General features: G+C 61.4%; 16 protein-coding genes. 10 read left to right on the plus strand and 6 right to left on the minus strand.

Features of this window, described 5'->3' with window-relative positions:
• Together E8A46_RS04520 and E8A46_RS04525 are read right to left on the minus strand one after the other, a co-directional pair.
• The coding region (locus tag E8A46_RS04520) for a hypothetical protein (RefSeq protein ID WP_291558011.1) at nucleotides 1–496 on the minus strand (496 nt) is incomplete at its 3' end.
• A 161-nt stretch (nucleotides 497–657) separates the two neighbouring features.
• Complete coding sequence (locus E8A46_RS04525) at nucleotides 658–2130, minus strand: porin (RefSeq protein ID WP_291558014.1); 1473 nt, start codon at nucleotides 2128–2130, stop codon at nucleotides 658–660.
• 193 nt (nucleotides 2131–2323) lie between these two features.
• Here E8A46_RS04525 and E8A46_RS04530 point away from each other — a divergent pair, with 193 nt between their 5' ends.
• The 4 genes from E8A46_RS04530 (at nucleotide 2324) to E8A46_RS04545 (ending at nucleotide 5498) form a co-directional block, all read left to right on the plus strand.
• Nucleotides 2324–2455, plus strand: a complete 132-nt coding sequence (locus E8A46_RS04530; protein WP_291558017.1) for a hypothetical protein — start codon at nucleotides 2324–2326, stop codon at nucleotides 2453–2455.
• 157 nt (nucleotides 2456–2612) lie between these two features.
• Nucleotides 2613–3335, plus strand: coding sequence for a gluconate 2-dehydrogenase subunit 3 family protein (locus E8A46_RS04535; protein ID WP_291558020.1), 723 nt, complete (start codon nucleotides 2613–2615; stop codon nucleotides 3333–3335).
• Nucleotides 3336–3348: 13 nt separating this feature from the next.
• Nucleotides 3349–5124, plus strand: a complete 1776-nt coding sequence (locus E8A46_RS04540) for a GMC family oxidoreductase (protein WP_291558023.1) — start codon at nucleotides 3349–3351, stop codon at nucleotides 5122–5124.
• 14 nt (nucleotides 5125–5138) lie between these two features.
• Nucleotides 5139–5498, plus strand: a complete 360-nt coding sequence (locus tag E8A46_RS04545; protein WP_291558026.1) for a c-type cytochrome — start codon at nucleotides 5139–5141, stop codon at nucleotides 5496–5498.
• A gap of 638 nt (nucleotides 5499–6136) precedes the next feature.
• On the opposite strand, the gene E8A46_RS04550 is transcribed toward E8A46_RS04545, so the two are convergent.
• Nucleotides 6137–6430 (minus strand): hypothetical protein, encoded by a 294-nt coding sequence (locus tag E8A46_RS04550; RefSeq protein WP_291558028.1) that lies wholly within the window; start codon nucleotides 6428–6430, stop codon nucleotides 6137–6139.
• Between the two features lie 554 nt (nucleotides 6431–6984).
• On the minus strand, nucleotides 6985–8643 hold the full coding sequence (locus tag E8A46_RS04555) for a carboxypeptidase regulatory-like domain-containing protein (RefSeq protein WP_291558034.1): 1659 nt from the start codon (nucleotides 8641–8643) through the stop codon (nucleotides 6985–6987).
• Between the two features lie 179 nt (nucleotides 8644–8822).
• Here E8A46_RS04555 and E8A46_RS04560 point away from each other — a divergent pair, with 179 nt between their 5' ends.
• Together E8A46_RS04560 and E8A46_RS04565 are read left to right on the plus strand one after the other, a co-directional pair.
• Nucleotides 8823–9305 (plus strand): DoxX family protein, encoded by a 483-nt coding sequence (locus E8A46_RS04560; protein ID WP_291558037.1) that lies wholly within the window; start codon nucleotides 8823–8825, stop codon nucleotides 9303–9305.
• Between the two features lie 208 nt (nucleotides 9306–9513).
• Nucleotides 9514–10542, plus strand: a complete 1029-nt coding sequence (locus E8A46_RS04565) for an NADP-dependent oxidoreductase (RefSeq protein ID WP_291558040.1) — start codon at nucleotides 9514–9516, stop codon at nucleotides 10540–10542.
• On the opposite strand, the gene E8A46_RS04570 is transcribed toward E8A46_RS04565, so the two are convergent.
• Nucleotides 10511–10783 carry a phosphopantetheine-binding protein gene (locus tag E8A46_RS04570; RefSeq protein WP_291558043.1) on the minus strand — a complete coding sequence of 91 codons (273 nt, stop codon included), beginning with the start codon at nucleotides 10781–10783 and terminating at the stop codon, nucleotides 10511–10513. The two genes, E8A46_RS04565 and E8A46_RS04570, sit on opposite strands and share 32 nt — an antisense overlap.
• A 361-nt stretch (nucleotides 10784–11144) precedes the next feature.
• On the opposite strand from E8A46_RS04570, the gene E8A46_RS04575 reads away from it, so the two are divergent.
• Genes E8A46_RS04575 through E8A46_RS04590 form a run of 4 tightly spaced genes read left to right on the plus strand, consistent with a single transcriptional unit; the run spans nucleotide 11145 to nucleotide 15983 of the window.
• On the plus strand, nucleotides 11145–12371 hold the full coding sequence (locus E8A46_RS04575; RefSeq protein ID WP_291558046.1) for an acyl-CoA dehydrogenase family protein: 1227 nt from the start codon (nucleotides 11145–11147) through the stop codon (nucleotides 12369–12371).
• 34 nt (nucleotides 12372–12405) lie between these two features.
• Nucleotides 12406–13344, plus strand: coding sequence for an amino acid--[acyl-carrier-protein] ligase (locus E8A46_RS04580; protein ID WP_291558050.1), 939 nt, complete (start codon nucleotides 12406–12408; stop codon nucleotides 13342–13344).
• Between the two features lie 24 nt (nucleotides 13345–13368).
• Nucleotides 13369–14253, plus strand: coding sequence for an acyl-CoA acyltransferase (locus E8A46_RS04585; protein ID WP_291558053.1), 885 nt, complete (start codon nucleotides 13369–13371; stop codon nucleotides 14251–14253).
• 50 nt (nucleotides 14254–14303) lie between these two features.
• Nucleotides 14304–15983, plus strand: a complete 1680-nt coding sequence (locus E8A46_RS04590; RefSeq protein WP_291558056.1) for a thiamine pyrophosphate-binding protein — start codon at nucleotides 14304–14306, stop codon at nucleotides 15981–15983.
• A 162-nt stretch (nucleotides 15984–16145) separates the two neighbouring features.
• Here the strand turns inward: E8A46_RS04590 and E8A46_RS04595 are convergent.
• The coding region (locus E8A46_RS04595) for an aminotransferase class IV (protein WP_291558059.1) at nucleotides 16146–16365 on the minus strand (220 nt) is incomplete at its 5' end.

Here is a 16365-nt window from a genome sequence, read left to right on the forward strand (position 1 = left end):
CCATTGAATCCACCGGATTGACGTTCGAGGCCACCGGCTTGGTTTCGAGAGCCTTCTGGCGCTTCTCAAGATCAGCCAGGCGCTTGGTCATCGCCTGATTCTGTTCGCGAAGTTGCTTGGCCTGAGCCTGGATATCCGAGAGCTCATCGGCGTGAGCTGTCGCTGCAAAAGCCAGGACGGCCGCTGCTGATATGAAAGTTTTTTTCACGTAAGTCCCCCAAAAAAAGGCGCGGTACGCAATCGCCGCGAACCTGATTTTACGTGGAGCCTCGGATGAGGACCCCTTACGCGAACAATCTGCATCACGTCGCACGGAAATGATGTCACCTGCATGCAACAGCAGATTCAGAAGCCGACAAAAAACTCTAAAAAGATTTTTACAAATTAAAAACTTTTTACAAATCGAGAAATTTTTAGAAATACGATGCCACTCGAAATTTCTGAGAAGATTTTTAGAAACATCCAGAAATGCCCATGCGCGCGAACGATCTTTCATTGGTTCCACTTCCTGCATGGCAACATTCGCAGTGATCACAACTCACAGATCACAGATCACAGATCACAGAGAAGAGAGCCGAAGAGACTGCAGAGACATCATCGGACCGCGTAGCGGATGCGGCAGCCGAGATGTCTCTGTCTCCTTGTTCTATTCAGGCATCAGAACTGGTAGCGCAGACCAACGCCCGGATCGTACGCGGATGCCTTGTTGCCGGTTGCTCCCGGCAACCCGTTAGCCAGCAGGAAGCCGTTGGCCAGACCGTTCTGCACCTGCGACCACATGATGCCGGCGTAGGCATCGAAATGCTTCGCGAAGCGGTAGTCGACGACGAAGGAAACCGCATCCAGCGATCCGCTGCAGCCCGCAGAGGAAACGTTCGAGCAGGTACCCGTGGGATTGGAGCCATTCCCGATGATGAAGCTGTTCTGGTTCTCGTGGTAATAAGCAAGCGCCAGATCGAGGTCGGGCCTGACCGAGTATCTCGCACCAACCCAGAACGTCTGCAGGATTCTGTCTGTGGTGAAGTTGGTGTTGTTGGGAACGCCGACATTGTATCCGCCAGCGAGGAAGGCGCCGGGAGCCAGCGGGTTATTCGGGTTGGCGAAATCGATGTGCTCATAGCCGGCAAAGAACTTGAACGGCCCGTAGACGTATTTGGCAGCAACCTGGAACATGGTGTTGTCGGACACCGTCGCCGCCACACATCCAAGCGAACAGGGTACGCTGGGTGAGGCATTCACCGTCGTAACCTGCGCCGCACTCAGAGGTGCTGCGGAAACCGCGTCATAGATTTTGCCGCCGGTGAAATCCATCGAGAAGCCCATATAGTCGAAGCCGACATCGCCTTCGAAGGCGTTGCCGGTGCCGCTATTGCCGCCGTTGCGAAGCTGGGTTTCCACGGCAAGGCGAACCGGACCGACGTTCAGCCGGTATTCGAACGAATTGTCGAAGATGCGATCCTCGGTATCTCCGCCACCGCCATTCGCCCCCTGATAGGTGAGCACCGACCAGGCGTTCGACCCGCCCAGGGCATCATAATTGGTGACCAGGTCCGAGCTCAGCGTGCTTTGCCGGCCCATGGTCAGCGTGCCGTAGGTCGGCGAACTGATACCGAAATAGGCCGCGTTGTTAAACATCTGGCCGGCCTTGGAAGAATCGCTGAGTGCGTTCTGCTGGGTCAGCGCCAATCCGGTGTTCTGGAAAACGGACCCGACCCCGTTGGAATTCGAACCACTCGCCGGATCAAATATCGTCTGCAGATTGAATACCGCGTACAGATTGTCGGCGATCTCCTGCTTGCCCCTCAGGCCGATGAACGACGAGCTGAGCTGGTTGGGCCCGGCGCCGAAATAAGAACCGTTGGAGTTCTTCGACACCAGATAGTCCAGCGGTCCGACGGCGAGCGGGCTCAACGGAGCGCCGTGGTTCTCGTACGACAGACCCATGTCGATATTGCCGTACACACAAACGCCATGCCAGCACAGGTCGTCATTCTCCGGCGGCCTTGCCTTGACCGCTGCCTTGTAGGGCAGATCGGCGGCCATGGCGTTGACCGGATTCGCGTTCGACGCCGCCGGCTGGGTTTCGAGAGCGCGCTGCCGCTTCTCAAGATCGGCGAGACGCTTCGTCATCGCCTGGTTCTGTTCGCGAAGTTGTTTTGCCTGAGCCTGGATATCCGAGAGCTCGTCGGCGTGACCAGCCGCCGTGAATGCCAAAACGGCCGCTGCAGAAATGAAAGTTCTTCTCACGTCGTGTTCCCCAAAATACTCGCGGCAAAAAAACTTTCCGCGAAACCAAGATTACGAAGCCTCGGACGAGGACTCCTTGAGCGACGTTCTGCTGCAGGACACTCGCAAAGTCTGTGGCCAGCTCGCCACAGCGATCAGGAAGCCGACAAAAATCATGCGTACAAACGAAGATGTGAAAGCGCTGGAGAATCTGGTCGCAGTGAAGTGAGATTTTTTAAACGCCAATTTAATGCAGCGTCATAAAACGTTCAGAGGCGATGCCGCGAAATGCAAAATCGCACCTTGCCGCGTCCAGCCAAAACCAGCATGCTCGTTCACAAAAGTGAAACATCTGGGATCTCGTCCCAGGGGGCAGGGAGGCGGCCATGAAAAAACAGGAATTCGACCGGCGCGATTTTCTCAAGACCGCCGTGGTGGGCGGCGCCGCCGCCGCGGGCGGGACCGCCGCGATCGCGACGCCGGAAGTCGCGCAGGCGGAGCAACCGGCGGCAGCGGCCGAAGCGGCAGCACCGGCCGGATACGCCTTTCTCAATCTCGATGAAGCGGCGTTCGTCGAGGCCCTGGTCGATCACATGATCCCGGCCGACGAGATCAGTCCGAAAGGCACCGACCTCGGCGTCAACATCTATATCGATCGGGCGCTGGCCGGCGCCTGGGGCAAGGGTGAGCGTCTCTATATGCAAGGCCCCTGGAAGCTGGGCAGCCCGAGCCAGGGCTACCAGCTGCCGCTGACGCCGGCGCAGCTCTACCGTGCCGGCATCGCCGCGACCAACGCGCATTGCCGCAAGGCCTACGGCAAACCATTCGACCGGATCGCCGACGCGCAGCGTCAGGAGGTGCTGATCGGCCTGTCCACCGGCAAGATCACTTTCGACAACGGTCCGCCGGTGCGGGTGTTCTGGACGACGCTGTATCAGACCGTGATCGAGGGCATGTATTCCGATCCGATCTACGGCGGCAACCGCAACAAGGCCGGATGGGCGATCATCGGCTTTCCCGGCATCATCGCGGTGCACCGCGATCATGTGGCGCAATATCGCGGCAAGCCGTTTCCGAGCAAGCCCGTCGGCATCGCGGACATGAGCTGAGGGGACGCGCATCATGACCACGAAACTCAAGGAAGTCGACGTCGTCATCGTCGGGCTCGGCTGGACCGGCGGCATTCTGGCCAAGGAACTGACCGAGACCGGGCTGAAGGTGGTCGCGCTCGAGCGCGGTAGCCCGCGCAGCAGCGAGAACGACTATTCATTGCCCAATATCCGCGACGAGCTGCGCTATGTCGTGCGCCACGACCTGATGCAGAATACCGCGCGCGATACCATCACGGTGCGCAACAACCCGCAGCAGGATTCGCTGCCGATGCGAAGGCTCGGCTCGTTCCTGCCCGGCGAGGTGGTCGGTGGTTCCGGCGTGCACTGGAGCGGTCACACCTGGCGCTGGACCGACATGGAATTCAAGGTCCGCTCCAATTACGAAGAGCGCTACGGCAAGAAATTCATTCCTGACGACATGACGATTCAGGACTGGGGCATCAGCTACGCCGAGCTCGAGCCGTATTACGACAAGTTCGAATACACCGCCGCGGTCTCCGGCAAGGCCGGCAATATCGGCGGCCAGATCAAGGACGGCGGCAATCCGTTCGAGGCGCCGCGCGCCCGCGAATATCCGCTGCCGCCGCTGACGCCGATCCTGGCGAGCGAGATGTTCACCGACGCCGCGCGCAATGCCGGTTACCATCCGTTTCCGCGGCCCTCGGCCAATGCCTCGCAGCCCTACACCAATCCGGACGGATCGAAATTCGGCGGCTGCCAGTATTGCGGCTATTGCCAGCGCTTCGGCTGCGAGGCCAATGCCAAGGGCAGCCCGCATATGACGGTGATCCCGATCGCGATGGCGAGGCCGAATTTCGAGCTGCGCACCAATTCCTGGGTCACCAAAGTGCTGAAGGATTCCGACGGCAAGCGGGTCAGCGGCGTCACCTACACCAATGTACTCAACGGCGAGGAGTTCGAGCAACCGGCAACGATCGTGCTGCTGTGCGCCTATGCCATCAACAATGTGCACCTGATGCTGCTGTCAGGCATCGGCGCGCCGTACGATCCGGTCGCCCAGCAGGGCGTGATCGGCAAGAATTACTGCTACCAGACCGGCGCCGCCGCGACGCTGTTCTTCGACGGAAAGTTCTTCAATCCGTTCATGAACGCCGGCGGCTCCAACGCCACCATCGATGACTTCAACAGCAACTGGGCCTTCGACCGCGCGCCGCTTGATTTCGTCGGCGGCTATGTCGTTGCCGGCGGCTTCAATACCCCGCTGCCGATCGGCTACCGTCCGGTGCCGTCAGGCACGCCGCAATGGGGCAGCGAGTGGAAGCGGGCGACGGCAAAGTGGTACCAGACCGCGATGGTGATCAACGCCAGCGGCAGTGTCATGGCCAACCGCTACAATTGCTACGATCTCGACCCGACCTATCGCAACGCGTTCGGTCAGCCGTTGATGCGCATGACGTTCGACTACAAGGTCAACGAGCACAGGATGGGCGGCCACGCCGCGCAGACCATCAACACCATCGCCAAATCGATGAACCCCACCAAGCTGAACCCGGCGTCGGCGCGCACCGATCCCTGGACCGTGGTGCCTTACCAAAGCACCCACAACACCGGGGGCACTATCATGGGCACCAATCCGCGCGACAGCGCGGTCAACAAATATCTGCAGAGCTGGGACTGTCACAACCTGTTCGTGGTCGGCGCCAACGTGTTTCCGCACAATTCGGCGTACAACCCGACCGGGCCGGTGGGCGCGCTGGCCTACTGGACCGCGGACGCCATCAAGAACCGTTACCTGAAGAACCCTGGTCCGCTGGTGCAGGCATGATCGACGCGAAGCCTATGACGATGACAGTGCTGATGACGCTGCTGCCACTCGCCGCCGCCCGCGCCGACGGCGATCCGGCGCGCGGCGAAGCCCGCTTCCAGGAATGCGCCGCCTGCCACCGGCTGGAAGCCGGCGCCAACGAAGTGGGCCCGAGCCTGCAAGGCGTCTTCACGCGCAAGGCCGGCGAGCTTGCCGATTTCCGCTATTCGCCGGCGATGAAGCGCAGCGGAATAGTCTGGACGGCGCAGACGATCGAGCAATACATCGCCGATCCGCAAGCCATGATACCGGCCAACCGCATGCCCTACGCCGGCATGGCCAGCCCAGCCGACCGCGCCGATCTCATCGCGTATCTGGTGAAGGCGACGAAGTAGAAACGGGAACATCGAGTGGCGCGCCTCGTCCATCGCGTTACAAAAACAGCCGTCGTCCCCGCGCATGCGGGGATCCATAACCACCGGCGTTGGTTGGCGCAGAAGCCGTCAGCCATTGTGCCCGAAAGCGAAGCAGCAGCGTATGGGTCCCCGCGTGCGCGGGGACGACAATTCGCATTTGGTGTCTTCCCACACAGTAAACCGTCCCGACCAAGGGTGGGCAAAGCGCAAGCGTGCCCACCATTCCAGTTTGGATCTCACGGCATGTGCCCGAGTTTTGCTGGGAACATCCCGCCCTCTGCCATCAGAGGGCGCAGGGAATGCCGGGCGCCCGATGCGCCCGCAGCCGCGCGTGTAGTGTAGAAAACACGCGCGTTAGTCACCACGGTCACACCGGAAACACCCGGCATTCCCCGCGCAATGGTTTTAACGGTTTCCTTCGTGCTCTCCCCAGTGACCGGGCTTTCTTGCCACTGTCGCCAGCGGAATCGCATCCGCCAACTTGACGCCAGCGTCGGGGCGTCAGGACCACACGACCTCGCCGTCCGCCTCAAGCGCCATTCGTCAAAGGCGCATCGCCGGATAGAGTTGTCGAGCTTTGCGCAAAAGTGAAACCTCTTATGCCGATGATCGGCGAATCAAGAACTGACGCTGGGACAGGTCGCTGCGGCCTTGAGCGCTGCTTCGTTGATCAGCTTATCCTCGCGACCATGCAAATTCATCGTCAGGCCAGAAATGTCATCACCTTGAGTAAGCTTGGCCAGTGCCTGGAGGCGGTAAGTGATGGCAAGCAGATCATCGGAACTCGCCTCTTTGGAAAGCGCCTTAATGATTGAGATCGTGGCATTCTCCAATCCTCGGGGGCCGTCCGCCGCTGCACTGGTGGCGCGGATCAGCAGATCAGCTGAAACCTTTCGTACTGACTTTGCCATAACGCTTCCTGCGAATCGGGTGTCACACACGATGACACAATGCAGGATGGTGTAGCTGGGATTGCTTCCTTCTCCTTGCTATTCACAGGCACCGTCGCAAGACCTGCTTTTTTTATCCGAAATCTCTTAGGGACACTCTGAGGACACCCCCATCCAGTCAATTCGCATAATAGATTGATAATGCAAGACAAATTACGCTTATCGATCCCGATGCATTAGCCCTCTGTGGGACGGGACGGGGCGAGTTTGTAGAGATGATTTGCCCGACGGGAAAAGCGGAGAATTTTTCGCGCGGGGACTGGACAGGTGGAATCGCGTTGAACCGCCTCGACAAATTGGGCTTTTGGCGCACGCGCCTGGGGTCCGAGATTTCGATGGAATTGGGGCGCACCGCCAAAGTTCGTCACGCCCGGCCAGAGCAGTCTGTTTTGCGCAGACTGCGTAGACTTGTCTGCGCTGCCGGGCATCCACGGCTTCACTTTGACGTGGATGGCCGGGACAAGCCCGGACATGACGAAGGTGCAGTGTCGGGCGGCGGCGAAGAGAGGCGCTGCCTACTCCAGCGGCTCGACCTTGACGATCGAGGCACCGTGGTTGTTGCCGGCCCAGAAGGTGACCGGCGTGGTGGAATTGTCGACGAAGACGCGCCGGATATTGGTGCTGCGCGGCAGGAGATAGTTGATCGCATCTCCGGTCGCGGGATTGAGCCGGGTGACCCGGTCGCTCAGCATCGAGCCGGTCCAGGCCTCGCCGTTCTTGTCGGTGGTGACGTCATAGGGCGCGGACCATTTCGGCGCGACCGGCCACTCCTTGAACTGCTCGGTCCGCGTGTCGAACATGCCGATGCGGTCGGCGTGGTATTCGCCGAACCACAGCCGGTCCTGCGCATCCATCGAGCCGCGGCGCGGCGCCGAATCCGGCGTCGGGATCTCGTACAGTTTGACCTGCCCGGTTTTGGCGTCGATCCGCCCGATGTGGCGCTGCCGGAAGTCAGTGAAAAAGACGTTGTTCTTCGAGTCGGGAATCACGTCGTAGATATTGTGCGGGCCCGGCACGCCCTTGAACGGCACAAAGGTTTCGATCTTTCCGCTGGCGATATCGAGCCGGTGAACGCCGGCAAAGCCGTTGTTCTGGGCCCAGACCTTGCCGTCGACGCCGGAGCTTTGCGGGCTGGCCATATTGATCTGGGCGGCGTCGATGTTTTCCTCACCCTCCAGCGGCCAGAACCTGAAGCTCTCGGTCTTGCGATCGAATATTGCGATCGTGGCCTGGTACATGTTGCCGAACCACAGGTTGCCCTCGGGGTCGCTGCGCAGGCCGAGCAACCCGGTCGGGAAGCCCGGCTTGTGTTCCGGAATGGGGAATTCGGTGACCTTGCCGGTTTTGGGATCGAGCTTGCCGAGATTCTGCTCGCCGAAGCTCGAATACCAGACCGTGCCGCCGGCATCGACGATGACGTCGTGCGGCTCGATCGTCTCGCGCGGCAGATCATACTCGGTATAGATGACGCGGGTGGCCACGCCGGTCGGGCGCGGCAGCGTTTTCAATTCGAAATTCCATTTTGGCTGGGACGAGAGGTTGATGCTGGCGAGGTATTCGGCCGCACCCCGGTAAACCCGCACGCGCTGATCGCCCCGTTCCTCCATCAGCCGTTCGGCGCGGCGCAGCTGCGGGTGGGCCGGAATGCTCTGGTTCACATAGCCCTGCATGCGCGGCAGAACGATCGTCAGGAAGTCGTCGGCGCTGTATTTCGAATTCAGCGGGCGCGCCAGGGTGTGGCAGCCGACGCAATTGAGCAGTTGCCCCTTCTGCGCGTCGGTGCCGGGCAGGCTGGCGAGCCATTCGGCATTGGTCAGTTGCGCGGCAATATCCTCGGTCTTGCGCAAGGCGAGATCGGCGGTCGCGGTCTTGTCCGCCGCGACGACAACCTGATCGGGACCCTCGAGGTTATAGCCGGTGGCCCGGATGCGCAGGGAATACTGGCCCGGCTCGAGCCTCGCCGCCGGGAAGCTGTAGCGGCCGTCCTTGCCGCTCACGACTGTTATTGTAATGGTCGAGCCGCTCTTTTTGGCGCTGACCAAGACGCCTTCCAGCACCTCCTGCCCCGCGGTGACCTTGCCGGCCAGCGCCTGCGCCGCCAATTGGCCCGTGCCCGCCAGCCATGCGGCGACCACGAGGCAAGCGATGCTTGTGACCATCGATCGGCGTGACATGACCGTCTCCCCTGATTTTGCTTATTTTTGTTTGCAGCAGCGAGTGTAGATGGCAGATTTCGGGAAGACTAGGGGGGCGATGGCTGCAGAGCCATGCCAGGCGTGCTTATGGTACGCTGCGAAATTGGAGTGCGGCCCTCGCGGGGCAAGCTTGAACAGGGAAGAGACAGGAAAGACCAATGAGTATCGACCAGGCCAGAGACAGCGGCGCCAACGTATCAGGGGTTTTCGCAGCCCTCTTCAGCAACGCCGCCGTGGACCCGGTCTACGCGCGATACGGACTTTTTCTGTTGCGCATAGCGATCGGGTTCGACTGGATCGTCCACGCCTTCCTCAAGATCTCGCGCGGCATGTACACGCACGAGGCGCTGCTGGCGAAAAACGGCATCACCCCCTTGCTGGCGTGGCCGACCTTCGGCCTCGAGGTGGTCGGCGGTGTCGCCATTTTGCTCGGCTGGTACACCCGGCAATGGGCGGCGTTCCTGCTGATTTTTCTGGCGGTGGTGGTCTGGATCAAATGGCCGGTCGGCTGGGGCTACTCCAACACCGGCGGCGGCTGGGAATATCCGCTGTTCTGGCTGGTGGCCCAGGCATCGCTGGTGCTGGCCGGCAGCGGCGCCTTCGCGCTGCAGGCGACGTCAGGCGTCCCCAAATCCAAATAAGCAAGGAATTGATGAGCGCGTTGGATTTTGCGGCCGCAGCGACATCTCACGGACTCATGGCCCGATCATGATAAAACCGACGCGATTGATCCCCCAGCGACCAAATCGTGACTAATGTGAAACGACCGTACGGGAACACGACCTGATAGCGTGCTAGTTCGCGTTCCGCCGACGATGAGGCGATAACACTTCCTGAGCGTGGAGACTCATGCGCGCATACGTTCTCACGCATTACGGCGGTCCCGAAGGCTCGCTGTTGATGGATGTCCCGGCACCTGCGCCGAGGCCACGCGATATTCTTGTTGCAGTACGCGCTGCGGGTCTGAACCCGGTAGATTTCAAGTTCCGACAGGGGAAGCTTCGCGCAATCCTGCGGCCAGGGCTTCCGTTGGTGCTGGGCAACGAATTCGCGGGCGAAGTTATCGCCATTGGCGGCGACGTCAAACGGTTCCGCGTGGGTGACCGTGTGTTTGCCCGGGTCGCGAAGGAACGTGCTGGCGCATTCGCTGAGCAAGCATGTGTCGACGAGGACGACGCTGCGCGCATGCCCCGGAATCTGGATTTCACGGCTGCGGCCGCCGTACCCTTGGCGGGGCTGACTGCTTTGCAGGCATTAAGGGACGAGCTCGGTGTCAAACCTGGGCAGAAAGTATTCATTTCGGGCGGCGCCGGAGGGGTCGGTACCTTTGCAATTCAGATCGCCAAATGGCTAGGCGCACATGTGACAACAACCGCTTCGCAGCGAGGTGAAGCGTTGGTGCGCTCGCTCGGCTGTGACGAGGTGATCGACTATACGTCTCAGGATATATCTAAAACGGGAGCCAGATTTGACTCGGGATTTGACCTGATTGGCGGCAAAACTCTGGAACAAATGTTCGAAATCATGAAGCCTGGAACCAAGATCGTTTCAGTAGCCGCTCTTCCAGAACCGCAAACTGCGATCAAGGATTTAGGCGGCCGCCGCGCTCTTTCCGCCATCTTCTGGCTGATCAGCTACGGTATCAGATCTCGGGCTCGACGCGCAGGCATCAGCTATCGCTATCTCTTTATGCATCCAAGCGGCAGCGACCTCGCGCTGCTTGCCGAACTCATCGAGCAGGGAAAACTGAAGGTCACCGTCGACAGAACGTATCCATTTGCGAAAAGCCGGGGTCGCGCCGCATTGATCTCAAGCAGCGGCCGCAGCGCCAATCGATGCGCCCCGATCAGGCCGCCGTTGCTGGCTCGAGCTGGTTGACGATCATCCGCTGCAAGGTTTCGACCGACTGGAAATTTTCCGGCGTGATCTCGGATTGCGGAATCGTGAAATCGAACTCGGCTTCCACGCCGAGCATCAGATTGACCATGTCCATCGAAGTCAGTCCGACATCCACCAGACGCGATTGCGGACCGACTTCAACTGATATCGCGTTCTGTTCGAGGATCGCTTTGACCAGGGCCAGCACCCGGTTCTGAACATCGGCGTCAAAGGCTTGCATCGTTCTGCTTCCACTGTCGGCTCGACACGCCATCGCCCGATCCGGCGACGCCGAAATCGAACCCTTCCAATCCGCCCTTATAATTCCGCGACCTTTTGAAAGACAGTGAATCCCGTTTGATCCAAATCGTCATTCTGTTCTTAACGCTAACGGCGATCGCTAAAAAACCATGCATCGAAAAAACCGCTGATTAACTTTCATCGACGAAACGAACTTTGTTTACCCTGAATTTCATCGACGCATTTGAATTAAATCCTTAGCCTCAAAGCCCGATCGGAAGCTGTTCAAGCGATCGATGTGGCATTGCGCGATTGCTTCGCGCAGGTGTTTCGCACCGACAAACCATCGAGGCATATCGGCCATGAACGTGCAGCAAGCCAGTTTCCGCGACGCCGCCGCGGACAAATCCAGCGAACCATTCATTCTCGATCGAAGCTCCTTCCCGCAACGGGTAGCCTCGGTCGCGGCGGCGGCCGCCGCGGAAGCCGAGGACGTCGATCGCGCCGCCCGCTTCCCGCAAACAGCCATCGACGCCGCGCGCCAGCACAGGCTGCTCGGCGTCCAGATCCCGCAACCATTCGGCGGCGACGGCGCCTCGATGTTGGACGTTACCGACATGTGCTACGCGCTCGGCCGCGCCTGTTCCTCCACGGCGATGATCTTTGCGATGCACCAGACCAAGGTCGCCTGCCTGGTCCGGCACGGCGCCGGCAGCTCCTATCACGAAGCCCTGATGCGCCGGGTGGCGTCCGAACAGTTGCTGCTGGCTTCCTCGACGACGGAAGGGCAGAACGGCGGCAACATCCGCTTCTCGACCGCCGCCGTCGAACGCACGGATGCCGAGATCTCGCTGGTGCGCAACGCGACCGTGATTTCCTATGGCGCGCAGGCCGACGGCATTGTCACCATTGCCCGCCGCGCCAACGATGCCGCGGGCTCCGACCAGGTGTTGCTGGCCATTACCAAAAAAGATTACACGCTGGAACGCAGTCTCGAATGGGAGACGCTCGGCATGCGCGGAACCTGCAGCGCCGGTTTTGAGCTGAAGTTCACGGGTTCGGCCGACCAGATCTTCCCGGAAGGCTACGACAAGATCCATGCGCAGACCATGACGCCTGTTGGGCATCTGTGCTGGTCGTCGGCCTGGGCCGGGATTGCCGCTGCGGCCGTCGAGCGCGCGCAGGCGTTCATCCGCAAGGCTGCCCGCGGCGCCGGCGGCCAGATGCCCCCCGGGGCGGCGCATTATACCGCGGCCAAGATGACGCTCGCCAAGCTGCGCGCCATGATCACCGCCAACCTCGACATCTATCTGGCCCATGAGCACGATGAGCGCGCGCTGTCCTCGCTCGACTTCCAGTCACAGATCAACCTGCTCAAGGTGGAAGCTTCCGAACTGGCGGTAGAAACCGTGATGTGCGCGATGCGCGCCTGCGGACTGGCGGGCTACCGCAACGATGGCGACTTCAGCGTCGGCCGGCTTCTGCGCGACGTGCTGTCGGCGCCGATCATGATCAACAACGACCGCATCCTTGCCAATATCGCAACCGCCAGCCTGATGAGCGCCGTACCCGCTACCTTGCGCGATTGATCATTAGACATTCGACAAATCAGGGAAGCCGAACATGAACGTAGCCATCCGAACCACCGCGCCGGAGATCGCATCGCCACCGGTCGATGCGCTGGACCATCTCGCCGATCGCCTGTTCCACAAGATGGGCACCGACGGCGTCTACGCCCGCACCGCGCTTTACGAGGACATGGTCGAGCGGCTCGCCGCGCTGATCACGCGGCATCGCGAGGCCAACACCGAGGTGATGCGGTTCCCACCGGTGATGAACCGCGGGCAACTGGAAAAATCCGGCTACCTGAAAAGCTTCCCGAATTTGCTCGGCTGCGTCTGCGGTCTGCATGGCACCGAGCGCGAAATCAATTCCGCGGTCAGCCGTTTCGATGCCGGTGGCGACTGGACCACGTCACTGTCGCCCGCCGATCTCGTGCTGTCGCCGGCGGCCTGCTATCCGGTCTATCCGATCGCAGCTAGCCGAGGGCCGCTGCCGTCGGGCGGCCTGCGCTTCGACGTCGCGGCCGACTGCTTCCGCGCCGAGCCGTCGCGCCACCTCGACCGCCTGCAGTCGTTCCGGATGCGCGAATATGTCTGCATCGGCAGCCCCGACGACGTATCGGATTTCCGCGAACGCTGGATGGTGCGGGCGCAATCGATCGCGCGCGACCTCGGCCTCGCCTTCAAGGTCGATTATGCCAGCGATCCCTTTTTTGGCCGCGTCGGCCAGATGAAGGCGGTCAGCCAGAAGCAGCAATCGCTGAAATTCGAACTGCTGATCCCGCTGCGCTCGGAAGAGCAGCCGACGGCCTGCATGAGCTTCAACTATCACCGCGACCATTTCGGCACCACATGGGACATCAAGGATGCCAACGGCGAGCCGGCCCATACCGGCTGCGTGGCGTTCGGAATGGACCGGCTGGCGGTGGCGATGTTCCATACCCATGGCACCGACCTCGCCAAATGGCCGGTCAGCGTGCGGGAACTGCTCGGCCTGTAACCACAGACGGCACAGAGTGACCCCTTGAGCGAGCTCCGTCAGCAAATTCGGTGTCGTGAAATTGCCGAGACGGACATCGACGCGGTCGCGGATCTGCTGACGCGCGGATTTTTCGGCCGGTCGCGCCAATACTGGATGCAGGGACTGCGCCGCCAGGCGCTGCGCGAGGTGCCGAACGGCTATCCCCGTTTCGGCTATATGCTTGACGTCGGCGGCGACGCGGTCGGCGTCCTGCTGCTGCTTTACACATCAAGGATCAGCGGCAATGAGGTGGCGATCCATTGCAACCTGTCCAGCTGGTATGTCGATCCCGCGTTTCGAAATTACGCTCCGCTATTGACCAAGGTCGCGCAGCGCCACCGCGAAGTGACCTACCTGAATATCAGCCCGGCGAGCTGGACCTGGCCGATCATCGAGACGCAGGGGTTCAATTCCTATTGCAGCGGGCTGTTCTTCTCGGTGCCGGCGCTGTCACGCGTCACCCCGGGCATGACCGTCGACATCGTCGCCCCCGACACGCCAGCCATCGCGGGCCTGTCCGATTCGGAGTCCGAACTGTTGACCCGGCACGCCCGATACGGCTGCCTCAGCCTGGTGTGCCACGCGGCCAGCGGCGAAACCTTTCCCTTCATCCTGCAGCCGCTGCGCATCCGGCGCGGGTGGATCGCGCCGCCGGCGATGCAACTGGTGTATTGCCGCGATATCGCCGATTTCGTGCAATGCGCCGGCCGCATCGGCCGGGCCCTGATCCGGCGCGGCAAAATTTCAGTGATCCTCGACTCCAACGGCGCAGTGCCCGGTCTCGCCGGCATTTTTTCCAGAGCGCGCGGCCGGAAATACTTCAAGGGCCCGCACCGGCCGCGTCTCGCCGACCTGACCGACACCGAACTCGTGCTGTACGGGCCCTGATCCATCGCCACCTCGCCAGCGCTGACCGCAACCACTTTGGAAAACCCGCCATGCACAAACTCAGCTCGCACCGCACCGCCGCCGCAGCCTTGGTCGAGCAGCTTCGCATCAATGGCGTCGAACACGTGTTCTGCGTTCCCGGCGAGAGCTTTCTGCCGGTGCTGGACGCGCTTCGCGACAGCGGCATTACAGTCACCGTCTGCCGTCATGAAGGCGGCGCGGCAATGATGGCGGAAGCGATCGGTAAAACCACGGGACGGCCGGGCATCTGCTTTGTCACGCGCGGCCCCGGCGTCACCAACGCGTCGGCGGGCATCCACATCGCCCAGCAGGATTCGACGCCGATGATCATGTTCGTCGGCCAGGTGGAAACCTCGGTGCGGGAGCGCGAGGCGTTCCAGGAGCTCGATTACCGCGCGGTGTTCGGCAGCATGACCAAATGGACTGTCGAGCTCGACGATCCCGCCCGCATCATCGAATTCGTCTCGCGCGCGTTTTACACCGCAACCAGCGGCCGGCCCGGACCGGTGGTGGTGGCGCTGCCGAAGGACGTCTTGAGCCAGCGCGTCAATATCGCCAATGCGCCGCCGTTCGAACCGGTCGAGACCTCGCCCGGCGAAGAGGAAATGGCTAACCTCGGCGAACTGCTGGCCGATGCCAAGAACCCATTATTCGTGCTCGGCGGCAGCCGCTGGTCCGAGGCCGCGCGCCGCCACATTCACGAATTCGCCGAGCGCACCGGATTGCCGGTGGCAACCAGCTATCGCCGCTCGACGCTGTTCGACCCCCTGCATCCGCTCTATGCGGGAGACCTCGGGCTCGGACCGAACCCCAAACTGGTGGCGCGCGCCAAGGAAGCCGATCTGCTGGTGCTAGTGGGCGGCCGTCTCGGCGAAATCCCCTCGCAGGGCTACTCGCTGCTGGCGAGCCCCTCGCCGCAGACCAAACTCGTCCACATCCATCCCGGCGCGGAGGAAATCGGCCGCGTGTACCGGCCGCATCTGGCCATCCACGCCTCGCCGAGCCGCTTTGTCGCCGCGCTCAAGCGATTGAAGGTGACGGCGAAGCCGGCATGGCGCGCGAGCGCGGATGCCGCGCATGCCGATTTCCTGGCCTGGACCGACACCGCGACGCCGCAGCCCGGCGACGTCAACCTCGGCGAGATCATGATCTGGCTTCGTAATCATGTTCCGACCGACACCATCCTGTGCAACGGCGCCGGCAACTATGCGTCGTGGATCCATCGTTTCTATCGCTTCCGCGAATTCATGACCCATGTCGCGCCGACGTCGGCGTCGATGGGTTACGGCATGCCCGCGGCGATCGCGATGCAGCGGCTGCATCCGGACAAGCTCGTGCTGTCGGTCAACGGCGACGGCGATTTCCTGATGAGCGGCCAGGAATTCGCGCTGGCGGTGCAATATCGCCTGCCGATCATCGTCGTGGTCTGCGACAACGGCATGTACGGGACCATCCGCATGCATCAGGAGCGTGAATTCCCCGGCCGCGTCAGCGCCACCGAGCTGCACAATCCCGACTTCGACGCCTATGCGCGCGCCTTCGGCGGCTTTGGCGCGGTGGTGAACAAGACCTCGGATTTTCCGGCGGCGTTTGCGGCCGCGCGGCAATCCGGCCTGCCCTCGATCATTCATCTGAAGATCGATCCCGATGCGATCCTGCCGGCGGCGACCCTGTCGGGCATCCGCGAGCGCGCGCTGGCGCAGGCGTAGGGCTCGACAGCCTTTCGTATCCTCAGTCCGTCATGCCCGGCCGTAGCAGTCTGTTTTTGCGCAGACTGCGTAAACTTGTCTGCGATGCCGGGCATCCACGTCTTTGGCGGTAGCGAGGAAGGCGTAGATGGCCGGGACAAGCCCGGCCATGACGAAAAAGACTCAGGCGTGGGCGAAATCCCAGTACAGCTTTCGCGCGCGGCTGTAGAACGGTCCGGGCTGCAGCGAGCGGTCGTCGATCCGGATGATCGGGGCGACTTTTGCAAAATTGCCGCTCGAGAAGATTTCGTCGGCGTGCTGAAAATCCGCATATTTAAGGGTCTTCTCGACCACGGTGACGCCGTCGGCGCGCAATAGGCCGATCACGCGCTGCCGCGTGATG

It is taken from the genome of Bradyrhizobium sp. (assembly GCF_004799445.1).
Lineage (GTDB): Bacteria > Pseudomonadota > Alphaproteobacteria > Rhizobiales > Xanthobacteraceae > Bradyrhizobium.